Genomic DNA, 16,321 nt, shown 5'->3' with positions numbered 1-16,321 from the left:
TATTCATAACCGTGCCTGACATAAATCGTTATGCTGCCCGCCAATTTTTTACCCGACACACGGGACTTAAATTAAAGGGTCAGATATGGATGGCGGTGGTCTGGGATTCGTAATTGCAGGGTTGGTGGTCGGCTTTATCGTGGGTATGACTGGCGTTGGTGGCGGTTCATTGATGACGCCGATCCTGCTCTGGTTTGGCATCAATCCGGCGACCGCTGTGGGTACTGACCTGCTGTATGCCGCGATCACCAAGGCCGGCGGCGTGGTGGTCCATAAAAAGAACGACAACATCGACTGGAAGATCACCGGCTGGCTGACGCTGGGTAGCGTACCTGCGGTGCTGCTGACCCTGTGGTTTCTGAGCACGCTGGATTCCGCGCCCGATGCGCTGAACGCCATCATCAAGCAGGCTCTCGGGATTGTCCTGCTCCTGACCGCACTGGCCATCCTGTTCAAGAAAAAGCTGCTGGCTTTCGCTCATAACCGCAGCGACGGGCTGTCGTTGTTCAAGGGTTCCAGCCTGAATGCCCTGACGGTAATAACCGGTCTGATTCTGGGCACCATGGTGGCGCTGACTTCCATCGGCGCGGGCGCTCTGGGCACGGTTGCGCTGTTTATCCTGTATCCGCTGCTGCCGACCCGCCGCCTGGTGGGCACCGAAATCGCTCATGCGGTGCCGCTGACACTGGTCGCCGGCCTCGGACACGCCAGCATGGGCAACATGAACTGGGAGTTGCTGGCCTGGCTGCTGATGGGCTCGTTGCCCGGCATTTATCTGGGCAGCCACATGGCCGGGCGTGTCTCCGATGAACTGCTGCGGCCGTTCCTGGCGATCATGCTGGCGATGATCGGTTTCAAGCTGGCGTTCTGATCGACGCCATCACCAGAGCAAGACCCTGCTCTACCGTGAGCACAGAGGTATCGACAATGACTGCGGCCTTTTCGGGGGCCTCATAAGCGCTGTCGATACCTGTCATGTGCGGGATCAGGCCACTGCGAGCCTTTTTGTACAGTCCCTTGGGATCACGCTCTTCGCAGATCTGAATGGGCGTGCTGATATAAACCTCGGTGAAATCTTCCGCTCCGATCACCTGCCGGGCCATTTCCCGCTCCCGGCGGAAGGGCGAGATAAACGCCGTGATCACGATGATTCCGGCCTCCATCATCAGCCGCGCCACTTCCGCCACCCGGCGGATGTTTTCCACCCGGTCCATGTCGCTGAAGCCCAGGTCCCTGTTCAAGCCCTGGCGAACATTGTCGCCATCGAGCACGTAGGTGCGCTTGCCCTGAGCATGCAGCGTCTGTTCCAGCGCATTGGCGAGTGTTGACTTGCCGGAGCCGGACAGACCGGTAAACCAGATGACCTGGCCCTTGTGGCTATTGAGACGTTCCCTGTCCTGGCGTGTAACGCTGAGTTGCTGGCGGTGGATATTCTGCGCGTGCGGCAGATCGTGGCTGGCCATTATCAGACATGTCCCTCTGTTTTTTATCCGCCACCCGGCATCGGGATACAGCGTCCGTGGCGCAGGATGTTAGCAACAAACCGACAGTACTCGACAGATGCCGTTGATCCTGGTCAAGGCAGATGAAACACGCTCATCGGGATCTGTAATTTGTTGTAGCCCAATCGGGATTTTCGGCGCAGGATTCCGGGCGTCAACTTTCCGTGCCGGTGACTCGGCAACTGCTCACCTTACCAAATGGAGATGCGTGAAATGCTTATCCGAATTGAAGAAGGTACTTACGGGGCCAACTGGGTCGTGAAACTGGACGAATACCCGGTGACCTGCCGGAGCTGGCAAGAAGCCAAAGAGTTCGCCGAACGAATGAAGTCGCGCATCGATGCACCTCATTCTCTGCCACAACTTGCCAGACGAGCGGTACCAGAGCGAGCCGCAGCGCCCACCTGACACCCGCCTTTCAAGATCCCTTCGGCGCGGAGCAATCAACGCCGGGGGGCTTTTCCTGCCTCGCCTCCCGCCGCTTTTGCTGAACCGGACCGGTCATTTTCCGGGCCTTCAGCCGCCGAAACCAATTCTCGTTTCGCCAACATTCATTTCACATCCTCTTCACCTTTGCCTGTGTACATTCACATCACTCCTTTGATGAATCCCATTTGGCCCGCCGCGTTGTGGGCCATTTTTTTGCCTGTCGAAAAGCGCCAGTCCCGACTACGCCCCTCCGCCTGCCCTACTCGCCCTGACTGACAAATGCCGTGTCCTGCGCCACAGCATGCTTGCTGCTGACAGCCGTGCTCAGCAAAGCGCTCTCGTTCAGTTGGGCCAGCCGGTCACTCCCGGAGCCGTTAATCATCGTACTGTTCCAGTGCGCCGCAACGCTCGCCATCCAGGCGAATAGAAACAGAGCAACAGCCTGCAACGCCCACTTTGCAATTATCGCCATGAGTTTTCTCCATACGAGTTTGCGATGGCGAGGATATAAGCACCTCACTATTGCAAAAGAATTGCAGAAAAATACGATTTAGCCAGTCGTGTCACTCATCACACCGAAGGAACTCCTGGAAGCGACAGCGCTTCATAAGCCTTAAGAGGCCTGATAAACCTGTTAACGCCTCATAAAGGGAGTTGTCTCATGCGCGGGTCAAGAACAGGCACCACGAAAGCCGACGTTGTTCTATTACCCACCCACAAAAAGCTCGCCCCTCATGAAGTGGTCGTTCATCAGGTGCTGGCGCAGAAACTGGCCCGGCTGCTGGGCGCCGAATTTGCCGGGCTCCATGACCAGACGCTGCACAAAGGTCCCGGCCTTTACTTTGTGCCGTCCGATACCCTGATCGGCAGCGACATGCCCGAGCATCTGGCGATCGACTCGATTGACGACCTGTTCGGCGGTCTGGTCAGCGAGCCATTCATGGCCACCAAAGCCATTTCCCACCCATTGCCTGAAGCTTCTTCAGCCAGGCCATCAGGCTGGTCCGATGACTTTCATCGTCAGGCCGTCGAGGCTGTGCTTCCGGGCTTTACCGTGTTCAATCTGGACGATGCGCTGAAGGCTGGCAGACAACTGTTGGCAAACGGTCCGGTGCGGGTAAAGCCGGTGCTCGCCACCGCCGGTCGCGGACAGATTGTCGCCCGCACAGAACAGGAGCTGGCCAGCGCCATCGACCAGCAGAACGAATCTGAAGTGCAGCGCTGGGGTCTGGTCGTGGAGGAAAACCTGCAGGACGTGATCACCTACAGCGTGGGGCAAGTGCAGGTCGCGGGCATGATCGCCAGTTACCATGGCACGCAAAGCCTGACCACCGACAATCAGGGCGAAACCGTCTATGGCGGATCGCGTTTGTGGATCGTACGCGGCGACTATGACGTCCTGCTCAAACAGGATCTGGACGCCCCGATCCGGCGCGCCGTGCAGCAGGCGATTGCCTACGACCGTGCCGCCAGTGCCTGCTTTCCGGGCTTCATCGCCTCACGCCGCAATTACGACATCGCTCAGGGCCGCAACGCACGCGGCCAGGCGTGTTCAGGTGTGCTGGAACAGTCCTGGCGGATTGGCGGTGCCAGCCCGGCAGAAATCGAAGCCCTGCTGGCCTTCGCCGAAGATCCGGCGCTCCAGCGTATTCAGGTTTCCACCCACGAAATCTATGGCCAGAACAGCCTCCCTTCCAACGCCCAGGTCCTTTATGAGGGCGATGACTCTCAAGTGGGCCTCATCACTAAATTCATGCAGGTTGAACCTTATGAGTGTGCGCAGTGAAAGCATTGAAATCGACGTTGAAAACCAATCCATTTCCGGGACGATCCTGACCCCCGGCGCCAGGATCCCCGGCATTCTGTTCGTGCATGGCTGGGGCGGCAGTCAACAGCGCGACCTGGCTCGTGCCAAGAACATCACCGGCCTGGGTTGCGTGTGCCTGACATTCGACCTGCGCGGTCATGAACGCACCCACGAGATGCGCGCCAAGGTTTCCCGAGAACAAAGCCTCAATGACTTGCTGGCGGCCTACGACCGGCTGGTCAGCCACCCGGCAGTAGACCGCGATGCGATTGCCGTCATCGGCAGCAGTTACGGCGGTTATCTGGCGACCATTCTCAGCTCACTGCGCCCGGTCAAATGGCTCGCGCTGCGAGTACCTGCGCTGTATTGGGATGCGGACTGGGAAATGCCCAAGCAGGAGCTGGATCGCGACAAACTCGCGCATTATCGGCGCTCGGTCGTGACTGCCGCGGACAATCGCGCCCTGGCAGCCTGCAAGGACTTCAAGGGCGACGTGCTGCTGATCGAATCAGAGCAGGACGATTACGTGCCGCATGCGACCCTGATGAGCTATCGCAGCGCCTTCGAGCTGGCGCATTCGTTGACCTACCGGCTGGTCGATGGCGCCGACCATGCGCTGAGCAGTGATATCAGCCAGAGCATTTACAGCTCAATGCTGACCAACTGGATCAGCGAAATGGTCATTGGCGCCCGTTTGGACAATTACCCTCACCATTCGGCGAAGTACTCCTGAGAGAAGCACTCCAGAGGCCGGTATCAATACTTACTGGCCTCTTGGGCCGGGTTGGCAGGGCGGGAGACATGTCTTGGCCCTGTCAGTACCCACAGCAACACACCAATCACCGGCACAGCGACGATCACCACGATCCACAGCAACTTGTTGCTGGAGTTCGTGTCGCTTTTACGCACCCGCAGGACAGCCCATATGTCGGCCAGCACAATCAGCGCAACCAGAGCCGTAAAGAGCCACAAACCACTTTCGGATATCCAAGGCATTTGAAACCTCCCACCTGTTTGCAGATAGGTCGCCGAACAGGCGCCCTTGAATAGAAGAGGTCTTCACGGGCACGAAAGTTCAGAGAAGTAGGAAAACTCGATGGGTTCAGGGCACCGGCGGTCCCGATTGATGAAACCATTCAGGCGAGAGGGAGCAGAAGGTTCGCCAATGAGTTCGCTCCTGCGCGGTCGGCAGGAGCGAATTCATTCGCGAGAAAAGGCCCGATATCAGGTAATCGGGGCCGGATTGAACAGCGTAATGTCGTTGTGCAGGCGGTAGTGCTCGGTCCAGGTCTTTTTCTTGCCGCTGGCCACATCCAGATAGAAATGGAACAGCTCCCAACCCAGGTCCTCGATGCTCGCGCGACCGGTGGCAATGCGTCCGGCGTCGATATCGATCAGGTCGGGCCAGCGCTGGGCCAGTTCGGTCCGGGTCGAAACCTTGACCACCGGGGCCATCGCCAGACCATACGGTGTACCGCGTCCGGTGGTGAATACGTGCAGGTTCATCCCGGCAGCCAGCTGCAGGGTGCCACACACGAAGTCACTGGCCGGCGTGGCACAGAAAATCAGCCCTTTGCCCTTGAACCGCTCGCCAGGGCCAAGCACGCCGTTGATCGCGCTGTTGCCGGACTTGACGATCGATCCCAGGGACTTCTCGACAATGTTCGACAACCCGCCTTTCTTGTTGCCCGGCGTGGTGTTGGCGCTGCGATCCGCTTCGCCCTTGGCCAGGTAACGGTCGTACCAGTCCATCTCGCGCACCAGCTCCTTGGCGACAGTTTCGTCCTGTGCGCGGGAAGTCAGCAGGTAGATGGCGTCGCGTACTTCGGTCACTTCGGAAAACATCACCGTCGCGCCAGCACGCAGTAGCAGGTCCGAGGCATAACCCAGCGCCGGGTTGGCGGTGATGCCGGAAAACGCATCGCTGCCGCCGCATTGCATGCCGAGAATCAGTTCCGAAGCCGGTACGGTTTCACGACGACGCAGGTCCAGTTTCTTCAAGCGGACTTCAGCCAGTTCCATGATCTGCTCGACCATTTCATTGAAACCATGGCTGGAATCCTGGAGCCGGTACAGCCATGGCTCGCTCAGATCCACCGAACTGTCGTCTTCATGCATCACCTGCCCGGCCTGCAATTTCTCGCAGCCCAGGCTGATGACCAGCGCTTCGCCACCCAGGTTCGGGTTGCGCGCCAGGTTACGCACGGTACGGATCGGAATGTAGGCGTCGGTGGCGGTGATGGCCACGCCACAGCCGTAGCTGTGGGTCAGGGCCACCACGTCGTCGACGTTGGGGTAACGCGGCAACAGTTCTTCACGGATACGCTTGACCGCAAAATCGAGGACACCGGTCACGCACTGGACGGTGGTGGTGATGCCCAGGATGTTGCGAGTGCCCACGGTGCCGTCGGCGTTGCGATAACCCTCGAAGGTATAGCCTTCCAGCGGGGCCTCTTTTTCCGGCACGGCATCGGACATCGGCAGACTGTCCAGCGCAGGCGCAGAAGGCATGCGCAACTGGTCTTCCCTGACCCAACTGCCACGTGGAATAGGCTGCAATGCATAACCGATGGTGTGGCCGTAACGAATCACGGCCTCGCCTTCGGCCAGATCCACAGTACTGACCTTGTGGCTCTGCGGTACGTTATCGACAGTCACCAGCCCGTTGTCGAACTCGGTTCCGGCTGGTACGCCCTGGTCGTTGACCACGACCACCACGTTATCCAGCGGATGCAGCCGGATATACCGTGGGGAATCGGCATGTTGAATCAGGTTCATCACGGTTACCTCAAGGTTTGGCTTGGGAAAGGTCGCTGGCTTGATCGTCCAGCAAAGGCCCCTTGGTTGGCGGCTCTTTCAATTCCACGCGCTTGATCTCACCCACGATGAAGATATAGCTGATTACCGCCACCAGCGCGTTCGCGCCGACGAACACCAGTGCCCACTTGAACGAACCAGTAGAACTGATGATGTAACCAATCACGATCGGGGTAGTAATCGACGCGATATTACCGAATGTATTGAACAAACCACCGCTCAGGCCGGCAATCTGCTTGGGCGAAACGTCGGACATTACAGCCCAGCCCAGCGCACCAACACCCTTGCCGAAGAACGCCAGAGCCATGAAGCCTACGACAACCCATTCCACGTCAACATAGTTACAGGTGACGATGGACGTCGACAGCAGCAGGCCGCAGATGATCGGCGCCTTGCGGGAGAAGGTCAGCGAGTGGCCCTTGCGCAGCAGGTAGTCGGAAATCACGCCGCCGAGTACACCACCGATGAAGCCGCAGATGGCAGGCAAGGACGCAATGAAGCCGGCCTTGAGGATGGTCATGCCGCGTTCCTGGACCAGATACACCGGGAACCAGGTCAGGAAGAAATAGGTGATGCCGTTGATGCAGTACTGGCTCAGGTAGATACCGAGCATCATGCGGTTGGTCAGCAACTGGCGAATGTAATCCCAGCGCGGTCCGCCTTTCTTGTCTTTGGTCTTGTCCTGGGTATCCAGGTCGACCATGCCGCCGTTGCTGGCGATGTATTCAATCTCTGCTTCGTTGATCAGCGGATGGTTGCGCGGGCTGTAGATGACTTTCATCCACAGTAGCGAGAACACGATGCCGCCGGCCCCCATGACAATGAACACATGTTCCCAGCCGAAGGTGTAGACGATCCAGCCCATCAGCGGAGCGAACAGTACCGTGGCGAAGTATTGCGCGGAGTTGAAGATCGCCGAGGCAGTGCCGCGTTCGGCAGTCGGGAACCAGGAAGCCACGATACGGGCGTTACCCGGGAAGGATGGCGCTTCGGCCAGACCCACCAGGAAGCGCAGCATGAACAGCGCGACGATGGCGGTGGAGATACCGAACTCACCCACATAGCCTTGCAGCAGGGTGAACAGGGACCAGGTGAAAATGCTCATGGCATAGACTTTCTTCGACCCGAAACGGTCGAGCAGCCAGCCGCCGGGGATCTGACCGGCCACGTAGGCCCAGCCGAATGCCGAGAAGATGTAGCCAAGGGTTACGGCACTGATGCCGAGGTCTTTCTGGATGCTGGAACCGGCAATCGCGATGGTGGCTCGGTCTGCATAGTTGATCGTGGTGACAAGGAACAGCATCAACAGGATCAAATAGCGGACGTGAGTCGGCTTGGACTTTTGCATGTTTTTTGAACTCCCACTCATTATTTTTTTACGCGGGTAATACATTTTTTTTGGTCTAGCTCAGCAGGCCCCTTAAAAGTGTCAGCGGCGACGACAACTTTTACCTGCATGGTCCAACGACAAAACCGCTGATCTCTCAGCGGCTTTGCCTGTAGCGGTGTTACTGCTTGCCTTGCTTGTCCATCAGCGCAGCCAGCATTTCAACTTCTTCGGCTGTCAGGTCGGTCAGTGGAGCGCGAACCGGACCTGCGTCGTAACCGGCAATTTTTGCACCGGCCTTGACGATACTTACGGCATAACCGGCTTTACGGTTACGGATATCCAGGTATGGCAGGAAGAAATCGTCGATCATCTTGCCGACAGCGGTGTGATCGTCACGGGATATAGCGTGATAGAAGTCCATCGCCAGCTTCGGTACGAAGTTGAAGACTGCCGAGGAGTAAACCGGTACGCCCAGTGCCTTGTAGGCAGCGGCATAGACTTCAGCGGTCGGCAGACCACCCAGGTACGAGAAGCGGTCGCCCAGGCGACGGCGGATCGAAACCATCAGTTCGATATCACCCAGGCCATCTTTGTAGCCGATCAGGTTAGGGCAGCGCTCGGCCAGTTTTTCCAGCAGTGGCGCGGTCAGGCGGCAAACGTTGCGGTTGTAGACCACGACGCCGATCTTGACCGACTTGCAGACTGCTTCAACGTGAGCGGCAACACCGTCCTGGCTGGCTTCGGTCAGGTAGTGCGGCAGCAGCAACAGACCTTTGGCACCCAGACGCTCGGCTTCTTGAGCGTATTCGATGGCCTGACGGGTCGGGCCACCAACACCGGCCAGAATTGGCACGCTGGTTTCGCAGGTGTCGACGGCAGTCTTGATGATTTCGGAGTATTCGCTGGCAGCCAGGGAGAAGAACTCGCCAGTGCCGCCTGCGGCGAACAGCGCGCTTGCGCCGTAAGGAGCCAGCCACTCAAGGCGCTTGATGTACCCGGCGCGGTTGAAGTCGCCCTGGGCATTGAAATCGGTAACCGGGAAAGACAGCAGACCGGAAGAGAGGATGGACTTCAGTTCTTGTGGATTCATTATTCGAACACCCTGTGGGACAAAAATGTGAATGGATCATCGGGGCAGATCCGATGTCGTAAGTCATCGTACAACTGAAAATAAAATGTCTCAACAGGGATTTGCAGGTTTTTCGAGAGGAAAGCGATGAAAGGGCCTGAAGGCCTTTAAATGCGGGGGCTGGGGAGTTTTTCAGGAAAGCGGGAGTTATACGATCACTTCAGCTACAAGCTACAAGCTTTTGACTTGAAGCTTGCAGCTTGACCTTACTACGCCCTCTGCGACTCGGCCTCTTCATGCGCATGGCGCAGGCGTTCGCGGCTGTTGGTGAGGTGCAGGCGCATGGCGGCGCGGGCGGCTTCGGCGTCCTGGCGGGCGATGGCTTCGTAGATTTCTTCGTGCTCGCGGCTCAGGCGGCTCATGTAGTGCTGCTGATCGTCATGGGCCAGACGTGCCGAATTCAGGCGCGTGCGCGGAATGATGCTGGTACCCAGGTGGGTCATGATATCGGTGAAGTAGCGGTTGCCGGTGGACAGCGCGATCTGCAGGTGGAACTGGAAGTCCGACGCCACGGCATCGGTGGCATGCGCTGCACTTTCGTTCAGTGCATCGAGCGCAGCGCGCATGGCCGCCAGTTGCTCATCGCTGCGACGCTGGGCGGCCAGTCCGGCAGACTCGACCTCCAGGCTGATGCGCAATTCCAGAACCGCCAGTACGTCGCGCAAGGTGACGATGGTCGCCGGGTCGATGCGAAAACCGCTGGGGCTGGGGATATCCAGCACAAACGTGCCGATACCATGCCGAGTCTCGACCAGACCGGAGGCCTGCAAGCGGGAAATGGCTTCGCGAACCACAGTCCGACTCACACCCTGCTCTTCCATGATGGCGGATTCGGTGGGTAATTTGTCGCCGCGCTTGAGCTGTCCGCTGCTGATACGCTCGGACAGTTCAGTGACCAGTTCCTGCGCAAGGCTGCGGTGCTTTCTGCGTGCGCGAGGCGCAGCGCTTTGCTTTTCCATATCCAACATCGATCTCGGCACTGTTAAACAAAGGCCAATCATAGCTCAGCAGTTATACGATCACACCCTGAAAACTAACGCCAGGAAGCCAACAGCTTTCAGACAAGATGTTGCGAAGTCGTCCGTTCATGCAACTCAGCCGCTTCAATTCGCAGGTCTCGGGCATGGAAACGCTTGAGGCTGCTGCGGTGGCCGATGCTTAAAATCGTCATGTCGGGCAGCTCATCGAGAAGCGCCCGATACAGCGCTGCCTCGTCTTCTTCATCCATGGCCGAGGTGGCTTCATCCAGATACAGCCAGCGGGGCGCAAACAGCAGGGCCCGAGCAAAGGCGACGCGCTGTTGCTCGCCGGGCGACAACAGGCGTTGCCAGTGGTCGTGCTCATCCAGCCTCGGCAGCAGATGCTCCAGCCGGCAGGTTTGCAGCACCTCGGCGAAGCGCTGGGTCGGGTAATTCTGCGCAGGCTGTGGATAACTCAAGGCTTCACGCAAGGTGCCAATCGGCAGGTAAGGCCTTTGTGGCAGGAACATGCTGCGCTCGTCCGGCAAACTGATGTGCCCTTGCCCCTCACGCCACAACCCGCCCAAGGCACGCAGCAAAGTGCTTTTACCGCTTCCGGAACGGCCGCTGAGCATGACCCGCTCGCCCGCAGCAATCGACAGGCTGGCATTGCGCAGCAACACTCGGCCACCGGTAAGGCCCAATCCCAGCGCCTGCAACTGCAAGGTTTCGCCGCCATGCCCGAGGGTGATTGCGCTGCCCTGCTGCTCATTGTCATCCATGCCCTGCCGGAAGCTGAGCAAGCGATCACAGGTCGCACGCCATGAGGCCAGCGAAGCATAGGCGTCGATGAACCAACTGAAGTTCTCCTGCACACTGCCAAAGGCAGAGTTGATCTGCATAAGATCGCCCAGCTCGATCTTGCCGGCGAAATAACGCGGCGCGGCAACGATGAAAGGGAAAATCAGCGCAATCTGCGAATAGCCAGCGGTAAAAAAGGTCAGGCGTTTCTGGACCTTCATGATCGAGCGGAAGTTACTCCAGATCATCGCGAAGCGAGCGCCCAGGCGTTGCTGCTCGTTGGGCTCGCCATCGCAGAGCGCGATGCTTTCGGCGTTCTCGCGCACCCGCACCAGGGCAAAGCGCAGGTCGGCCTCGAAACGTTCCTGTTGATTGCTCAACACAATCAGGCGCCGTCCGATCCTGTGGGTCAGCCAGCTACCGAGCACGGCATACACCAGCGCGGCCCAGAACATGTAGCCGGGAATAGTGACGCCAAACACCTCGATGCTGCCGGAAACGCCCCACAGGATGACCGAGAACGACACCAGACTGACCACGGTACTCAACAGCCCGATGCCCAGCGACAGGGTTCGGCTCGCGAACTGATCGAGGTCTTCGGACAGCCGCTGGTCAGGGTTATCGGTATGGCCCGCCTGTTCCAGCCGGTAGTAATTCTTGTGGCTGAGCCATTTGGCGAAATGCTGCTCGGTCAGCCAGCGACGCCAGCGAATGGTCAGCAGTTGCGTCAGGTACAGGCGATATACCGCCACCAGAATCGCCACGGCGACAATCGCGCAGAAATACAGGATCAGGTGAGAGAAAGACGCCAGGTCCTTCTTTTCCAGAGCGTTATAGAAATCCCGGTACCAGCTGTTGATCTGTACCGAAATTTCCACACTCAGCAGCGACAAGGCAATCACCGCAGCCAGCAGCAACCAGGCAATGGCCTTTTCTTCGCTACGCCAATACGGCGTGATCAGCTTCCAGACTCTGGGCAGGAAATTGCCGTTCGGGGCGTCGTTGACTTCAGCGTTGCGATTCATGATCAGGCTCGACTTCTATCTGCAAGAAGAACAATGCCTGTTCACAATGAAGCAAAAACGCCCTCTGACCTCATGAATTAAACTTCATCAACGGCGTACCGGACGCTTCTGCAATTTGCGCTGCAAGGTACGACGGTGCATGCCCAGCGCCCGCGCAGTTGCCGAAATATTGCCTTCATGCTCGGTCAATACGCGCTGGATGTGCTCCCACTGCAGGCGATCCACCGACATGGGGTTTTCCGGAACCAGAGTGTCGAGGTTGGCATGCTCGGACAGCAGCGCCGCCAGCACATCGTCGGCATCCGCCGGCTTGCACAGGTAGTTGCAGGCGCCACGCTTGATCGCCTCGACGGCAGTGGCGATGCTCGAATAACCGGTGAGGATCACCACGCGCATGTCGGGGTCCAGTTCCAGCAGCTTGGGCAGCAGCACCAGACCGGAATCGCCGTCCATTTTCAGGTCGAGCGCGGCATATTCGGGAATATCGTTCTGGGCAATCACCAGCCCTTCTTCGGCCGAACCTGCGGTGCTGACCCGAAACCCGCGGCGGCTCATGGCGCGTGCCATGACGCGGGTAAAGGTTGCGTCGTCGTCGACCAGCAACAAATGCGGAAGCTCTTCGCCTTCGACCTGGATGTCATCACTCATGCTTGATCTCCTTGAGTGTCACGAGGCAAACGCAGCTCGGTGAGCGTGCCGCCCTCTTCATGACGATAGAGTTTTACCGAGCCCCCGGCGCGGGTAACGCTGGCCTTGCTCAGAAACAGGCCAAGGCCGAAGCCTTTGCCCTTGGTGGTAAAGAAGGGTTTACCGATCTGCTCGGCAATGGCCAGCGGCACACCCGGACCGTGGTCACGAATATTGATACAGATTTGCGCACTGTCCCAGTTCAGGTTGACCTCCAGCCCGTCGGGGCAGGCGTCGGCGGCATTGTTCAGGAGGTTGAGCAGCGCCTGGGTCAAGTCCGGCGGTGGCGCCAGGATCGGCACATTGTCCTTGCCCATCTGGAAAAAGCGATAGCTGACCTCCGGGCGCATCAGGTGCCAGCGGTTGAGCGATTCGTCCATCCACTGGATCACCGTCTGATATTCAACCGCCATGCGTCGGTTGGCCTCGGCGGCCCGCACCAGTTGCTGGAGGGTCTGCTTGCATTGCTTGACCTGTTCCTGCAGGACCGACAGGTCGTCCTGCAAGGCCGGATCATGGTGATCCTGGCGCATCTCCTTGATCAGCACGCTCATGGTTGCCAAAGGCGTGCCCAGTTCGTGTGCCGCGCCAGCCGCCTGGGTCGCGACCGCCAACAACTGCTCGTCTCGCAGGCCCTCTTCACGGCGCACCGCGCGCAACTGTTCCTGACGCCGCAACTCTTCAGCCATCTTCGCCGCAAAGAACGTAATCACCGAAGCCGCCAGCACAAAGCTGAGCCACATGCCATAGATCTGCATGTTTTCCCGGGAGATCGGGTAGGTTTCCAGCGGATAGGAGCGGTACAGCAGCAAGGTATAGAGCGTCAGGGCAATGCCCGACAGAATCAGCGAATAGCGCCACGGCAAGGTCACGGCCGCGATGGTCAGCGGCACCAGATAATAGGAGACGAACGGGTTGGTCGAACCACCGGAGAAATACAGCAGTGCACTGTGGATAATCAGGTCCAGCGCCAGTTGCAGCGCATATTCCAGTTCGGTGACCGGCCACGAAGTACGCAACCGAACGGCCGTCAACACACACAGGGCCACCGAGCAGCCAAGGGTAATCGACAGCGGCAACCAGGGCAGCGGGATGACATCGAACAGCCAGGCAATCCCGACCGAGCCTGCCTGCGCAGCCAGCACCAGGGTGCGAATGAAGGTCAGGCGCCACAGATTCTGGCGGGTAGCTGAAAGCATTTGAACGGGGGCGAGCATGAGCTCTCCTGATGAGCGCTCCAGGCGGATCGCAGCGAGTATAACCAAGCAGGAGGCAAAACTGGAAAAGTGCGTCAACGCGTCACATATTGTGTCTGCCTGGAACCGGAACCGTTGGCTATAGTCCTATGGCTTTGTGTCAATCCAGCAGCGATCCAGACTGTTTCGGATAGCGCTTTTATAACAAGGAGTTGCCCATGTTCAGCCTTCGTCCCGTCGCCCTGATCATCACCCTGGGAATCACGGCCCTCGCCTGCGTCCAGGCAATGGCCGATGAGGCGCGTTACAACCAGATTTCACTGCGTGCCGAGGTCAATCAGGAAGTCCAGCGCGACCTGATGCTCGTCACGCTCTACAGCGAGGCCCAGAACAGCGATCCGGCCAAACTGGCTGCGCAGATCACCGAAACCCTGAACAAGGCACTGGGCCAGGCTCGCCAGGTCAAGGAAGTGACGATTCGCCAGGGCAGCCGCAACAGTTATCCGATCTACGACGAAAAAGGCCAGGCGATCACCGGCTGGCGTGAGCGCGCCGAACTGCGCCTGGAAAGTGCCGACTTCGCCGCGCTCTCCAAGCTGACCGGCGAATTGCTCAACGACCTGAAAATGGGCGGCATGGACTTCTCCATTTCCACACCAACCCGCAAGGCCAGCGAAGACGCCTTGCTCAAGGATGCCGTGGCAGCATTCAAGGCCCGCGCCCAACTGGTCACCGAGGCACTGGGCGGCACCGGCTATAAACTGGTCAACCTGAACCTCAACACATCGGGTTATCCACAGCCTTACCTGCGCGCACCGGTCATGATGATGAAAGCCGAACGCGCCGATGCGGCCCCGACACCGGATGTCGAGGCCGGCACCAGCCAGGTCAGTGTTTCGGCCGATGGTGTGATCGAGGTACAGACTCCCTGAGTCCCGTTAACGAATGAAGCCGCTCCTGCATGGCAGGAACGGCTTCATCCGCGAAAGCGTCATCCCGACAACCCATGTTCCCTCGCCCTACAACGCTCAACGCCCCGCCTGATTTCCCCTCCCCGCACACCCCGTAAAATCTCCTGCAATCTCAACAAACCCCACCATTCAAATCGATGAAGAAATCACGGATGAATACTCCCATCGAGGTTCTGGAACCTCTCCCCATGGCGGCCCGCTTTGAAGCAGGCCAGGGCAACAAGGACAAGGCGACTCACGGCTCGATCGAGGCGGTCCTTGAAACCGCTGGTTTCCGGAAGGATGAAATACGAGCCATCTATTTCGGCAACTGGCTGCGCGATTACTCGCAACTGCTCGATCCGAAGATCGTCCGCGCCGCCAGCATGCCCAAGAGTTTTCCGGACCTGCTGTCGCGCGAAGCCCTGACCAGCATCGTGGATGTACTGGCGGTGCGGGAATTCACAGACCTTATGAAGATCGACCGTTCGCGCTTTACCGTAACCCCGCAAAGGCTCGGTGTTTATCGCCCAGGCGAGCATATCGACAACCCAAAGGCCATCAACCCGAAACCTGCCAACCCCAGGGAGCGCGACCCGGACTTCGAGGACTGGGTGAAGCCCGGCGATCCGGCCTTGCAGGTCGATGCACAGACGTCCATGAAGCGCTATATCCAGCACTCTGTGGAAATCATGAGCCGCGAACTCGACACCGCGACCCAGGCAGGCCCGGAATCCACCGATGGGCTGCGCGCATTTGGCGCGGGGCTGCACATCCTTGAAGACTTCTTCGCCCACTCCAACTTTGTCGAACTGAGCCTGATCAAGCTTGGTCACAGCGCCGTGCTGCCATGGACATCCGCAGCAGATTGCAAGCATCGACTACCGTTGGTAACCGGCATGTTTGGCGGCAGCGACATCATTGCCAGCCTTGCGGCGCCGCTCGGCAAGATCCTGTTCTCGACCGATGACCAACCGTTTGAAGCGATAAAGGCCGGGGCCCGCTACGAGCGCGACCAGATCATCCTGATCCTGCTGGGCGAACATCCCAACGAGCAACTGCTGCAGGCCTATGAAACCTTTCTGAGCACCCGCGACCAATGGGCCAGCCTGCCGTTCTCCGAACAGGTCGAAAGGTTCTATGCGTTCATCGGCACGCCGGGCAAAATCCTCGGCAATGCAGTCGGCACCGCCATGCAAGGCCTGACCACCTGGATCGGCAACAGTATCGACGACGTACAGACCGCCCTGGGTGATGATCCGAACAGCAGCGGCTCTACCGATCCATCGCACTCGCAGCTTGCCAAGGACCACGCCGAACACCCGTTGCACGCCCTCGCAGCCCTGCTGGCAGAAAAGGCCGTGATGCAGGTCGGGCAGGCAATATTGAGTCAATGGCACCACAAGGAGGGAGCCGGGCACCCGGCACAGGTGGCGGCAAAGTTCTTCAGTCATCCCATGGACTGCGACTGGCAGGACGAACTGGTGCGCGACTGGGCCAACAGGAACCCGGGGCTGGTGAAGCATGCAACGCTCAAAAGCGAACTGGACCACACCCATGAACGCCTGCGAAACAGCGCAGAAGCAGGCTTGCAGCTGTTCAACAAGGAAAGCTCCAGTTTCCTGCAGACCTTCTTTGAAAGCACTTCGCTGTCAGACCTGTGGAATAAAATCACCGGCAAGTAAGAGC

16 protein-coding genes are annotated in these 16,321 nt (G+C 58.7%); 6 read left to right on the top strand and 10 right to left on the bottom strand.

Annotated features, from left to right (window positions below; all coding sequences use genetic code 11):
• Nucleotides 1-85: 85 nt before the first annotated feature.
• Nucleotides 86-871, top strand: a complete 786-nt coding sequence (locus ALQ04_RS09345; protein ID WP_122315475.1) for a sulfite exporter TauE/SafE family protein — start codon at nt 86-88, stop codon at nt 869-871.
• Here the strand turns inward: ALQ04_RS09345 and cysC are convergent.
• Nucleotides 855-1,463 (bottom strand): adenylyl-sulfate kinase, encoded by a 609-nt coding sequence (cysC, locus tag ALQ04_RS09340; protein WP_122315474.1) that lies wholly within the window; start codon nt 1,461-1,463, stop codon nt 855-857. The genes ALQ04_RS09345 and cysC overlap by 17 nt on opposite strands.
• Nucleotides 1,464-1,715: 252 nt before the next feature.
• Between cysC and ALQ04_RS09335 the strand changes: the two genes are divergently transcribed.
• A complete protein-coding gene (locus ALQ04_RS09335; RefSeq protein WP_122315473.1) occupies nt 1,716-1,910 on the top strand; it encodes a hypothetical protein in 195 nt (64 codons plus the stop codon).
• Between the two features lie 280 nt (nt 1,911-2,190).
• On the opposite strand, the gene ALQ04_RS09330 is transcribed toward ALQ04_RS09335, so the two are convergent.
• Nucleotides 2,191-2,403, bottom strand: coding sequence for a hypothetical protein (locus ALQ04_RS09330; RefSeq protein WP_122315472.1), 213 nt, complete (start codon nt 2,401-2,403; stop codon nt 2,191-2,193).
• 189 nt (nt 2,404-2,592) lie between these two features.
• Here ALQ04_RS09330 and ALQ04_RS09325 point away from each other — a divergent pair, with 189 nt between their 5' ends.
• Both ALQ04_RS09325 and ALQ04_RS09320 read left to right on the top strand, forming a co-directional pair.
• Nucleotides 2,593-3,717: a DUF3182 family protein gene (locus ALQ04_RS09325; RefSeq protein ID WP_122315471.1), complete on the top strand. Its 1,125-nt coding sequence runs from the start codon at nt 2,593-2,595 to the stop codon at nt 3,715-3,717.
• Nucleotides 3,701-4,471: a S9 family peptidase gene (locus tag ALQ04_RS09320; RefSeq protein ID WP_122315470.1), complete on the top strand. Its 771-nt coding sequence runs from the start codon at nt 3,701-3,703 to the stop codon at nt 4,469-4,471. The genes ALQ04_RS09325 and ALQ04_RS09320 overlap by 17 nt, the downstream gene beginning before the upstream one ends.
• A 23-nt stretch (nt 4,472-4,494) precedes the next feature.
• Here the strand turns inward: ALQ04_RS09320 and ALQ04_RS09315 are convergent, their stop codons facing one another.
• The 8 genes from ALQ04_RS09315 to ALQ04_RS09280 all read right to left on the bottom strand — a co-directional run bounded on the left by ALQ04_RS09315 (nt 4,495) and on the right by ALQ04_RS09280 (nt 13,703).
• The gene (locus tag ALQ04_RS09315) at nt 4,495-4,734 is read right to left on the bottom strand and encodes a PLDc N-terminal domain-containing protein (RefSeq protein ID WP_122315469.1); all 240 of its coding nucleotides are present in this window, start codon (nt 4,732-4,734) and stop codon (nt 4,495-4,497) included.
• Nucleotides 4,735-4,962: 228 nt separating this feature from the next.
• Nucleotides 4,963-6,516: a galactarate dehydratase gene (gene garD, locus ALQ04_RS09310; RefSeq protein WP_122315468.1), complete on the bottom strand. Its 1,554-nt coding sequence runs from the start codon at nt 6,514-6,516 to the stop codon at nt 4,963-4,965.
• Nucleotides 6,517-6,526: 10 nt separating this feature from the next.
• Nucleotides 6,527-7,903, bottom strand: coding sequence for an MFS transporter (locus ALQ04_RS09305; protein ID WP_122315467.1), 1,377 nt, complete (start codon nt 7,901-7,903; stop codon nt 6,527-6,529).
• A gap of 160 nt (nt 7,904-8,063) precedes the next feature.
• Nucleotides 8,064-8,975: a 5-dehydro-4-deoxyglucarate dehydratase gene (gene kdgD / locus ALQ04_RS09300; RefSeq protein ID WP_122315466.1), complete on the bottom strand. Its 912-nt coding sequence runs from the start codon at nt 8,973-8,975 to the stop codon at nt 8,064-8,066.
• A 248-nt stretch (nt 8,976-9,223) separates the two neighbouring features.
• Nucleotides 9,224-9,973 (bottom strand): FadR/GntR family transcriptional regulator, encoded by a 750-nt coding sequence (locus ALQ04_RS09295; protein WP_122315492.1) that lies wholly within the window; start codon nt 9,971-9,973, stop codon nt 9,224-9,226.
• A gap of 98 nt (nt 9,974-10,071) precedes the next feature.
• The gene (locus tag ALQ04_RS09290; protein ID WP_122315465.1) at nt 10,072-11,799 is read right to left on the bottom strand and encodes an ABC transporter ATP-binding protein/permease; all 1,728 of its coding nucleotides are present in this window, start codon (nt 11,797-11,799) and stop codon (nt 10,072-10,074) included.
• 87 nt (nt 11,800-11,886) lie between these two features.
• On the bottom strand, nt 11,887-12,447 hold the full coding sequence (locus tag ALQ04_RS09285) for a response regulator transcription factor (RefSeq protein ID WP_122315464.1): 561 nt from the start codon (nt 12,445-12,447) through the stop codon (nt 11,887-11,889).
• The gene (locus ALQ04_RS09280; RefSeq protein WP_122315463.1) at nt 12,444-13,703 is read right to left on the bottom strand and encodes an ATP-binding protein; all 1,260 of its coding nucleotides are present in this window, start codon (nt 13,701-13,703) and stop codon (nt 12,444-12,446) included. Before ALQ04_RS09280 ends, ALQ04_RS09285 begins: the two co-directional genes overlap by 4 nt.
• A 197-nt stretch (nt 13,704-13,900) precedes the next feature.
• On the opposite strand from ALQ04_RS09280, the gene ALQ04_RS09275 reads away from it, so the two are divergent.
• Entirely contained in the window at nt 13,901-14,614 is a 714-nt protein-coding gene (locus ALQ04_RS09275) for an SIMPL domain-containing protein (protein WP_122315462.1), read from the top strand.
• Between the two features lie 191 nt (nt 14,615-14,805).
• Nucleotides 14,806-16,317 carry a Het-C domain-containing protein gene (locus ALQ04_RS09270; RefSeq protein ID WP_259644979.1) on the top strand — a complete coding sequence of 504 codons (1,512 nt, stop codon included), beginning with the start codon at nt 14,806-14,808 and terminating at the stop codon, nt 16,315-16,317.
• Nucleotides 16,318-16,321: the final 4 nt, after the last annotated feature.

The sequence above is a fragment of the Pseudomonas cichorii genome, from assembly GCF_003700275.1.
Lineage (GTDB): Bacteria > Pseudomonadota > Gammaproteobacteria > Pseudomonadales > Pseudomonadaceae > Aquipseudomonas > Aquipseudomonas cichorii_B.
Note: the sequence above shows the minus strand (reverse complement) of the source record. Positions and strands in the feature narration are given on the sequence as shown.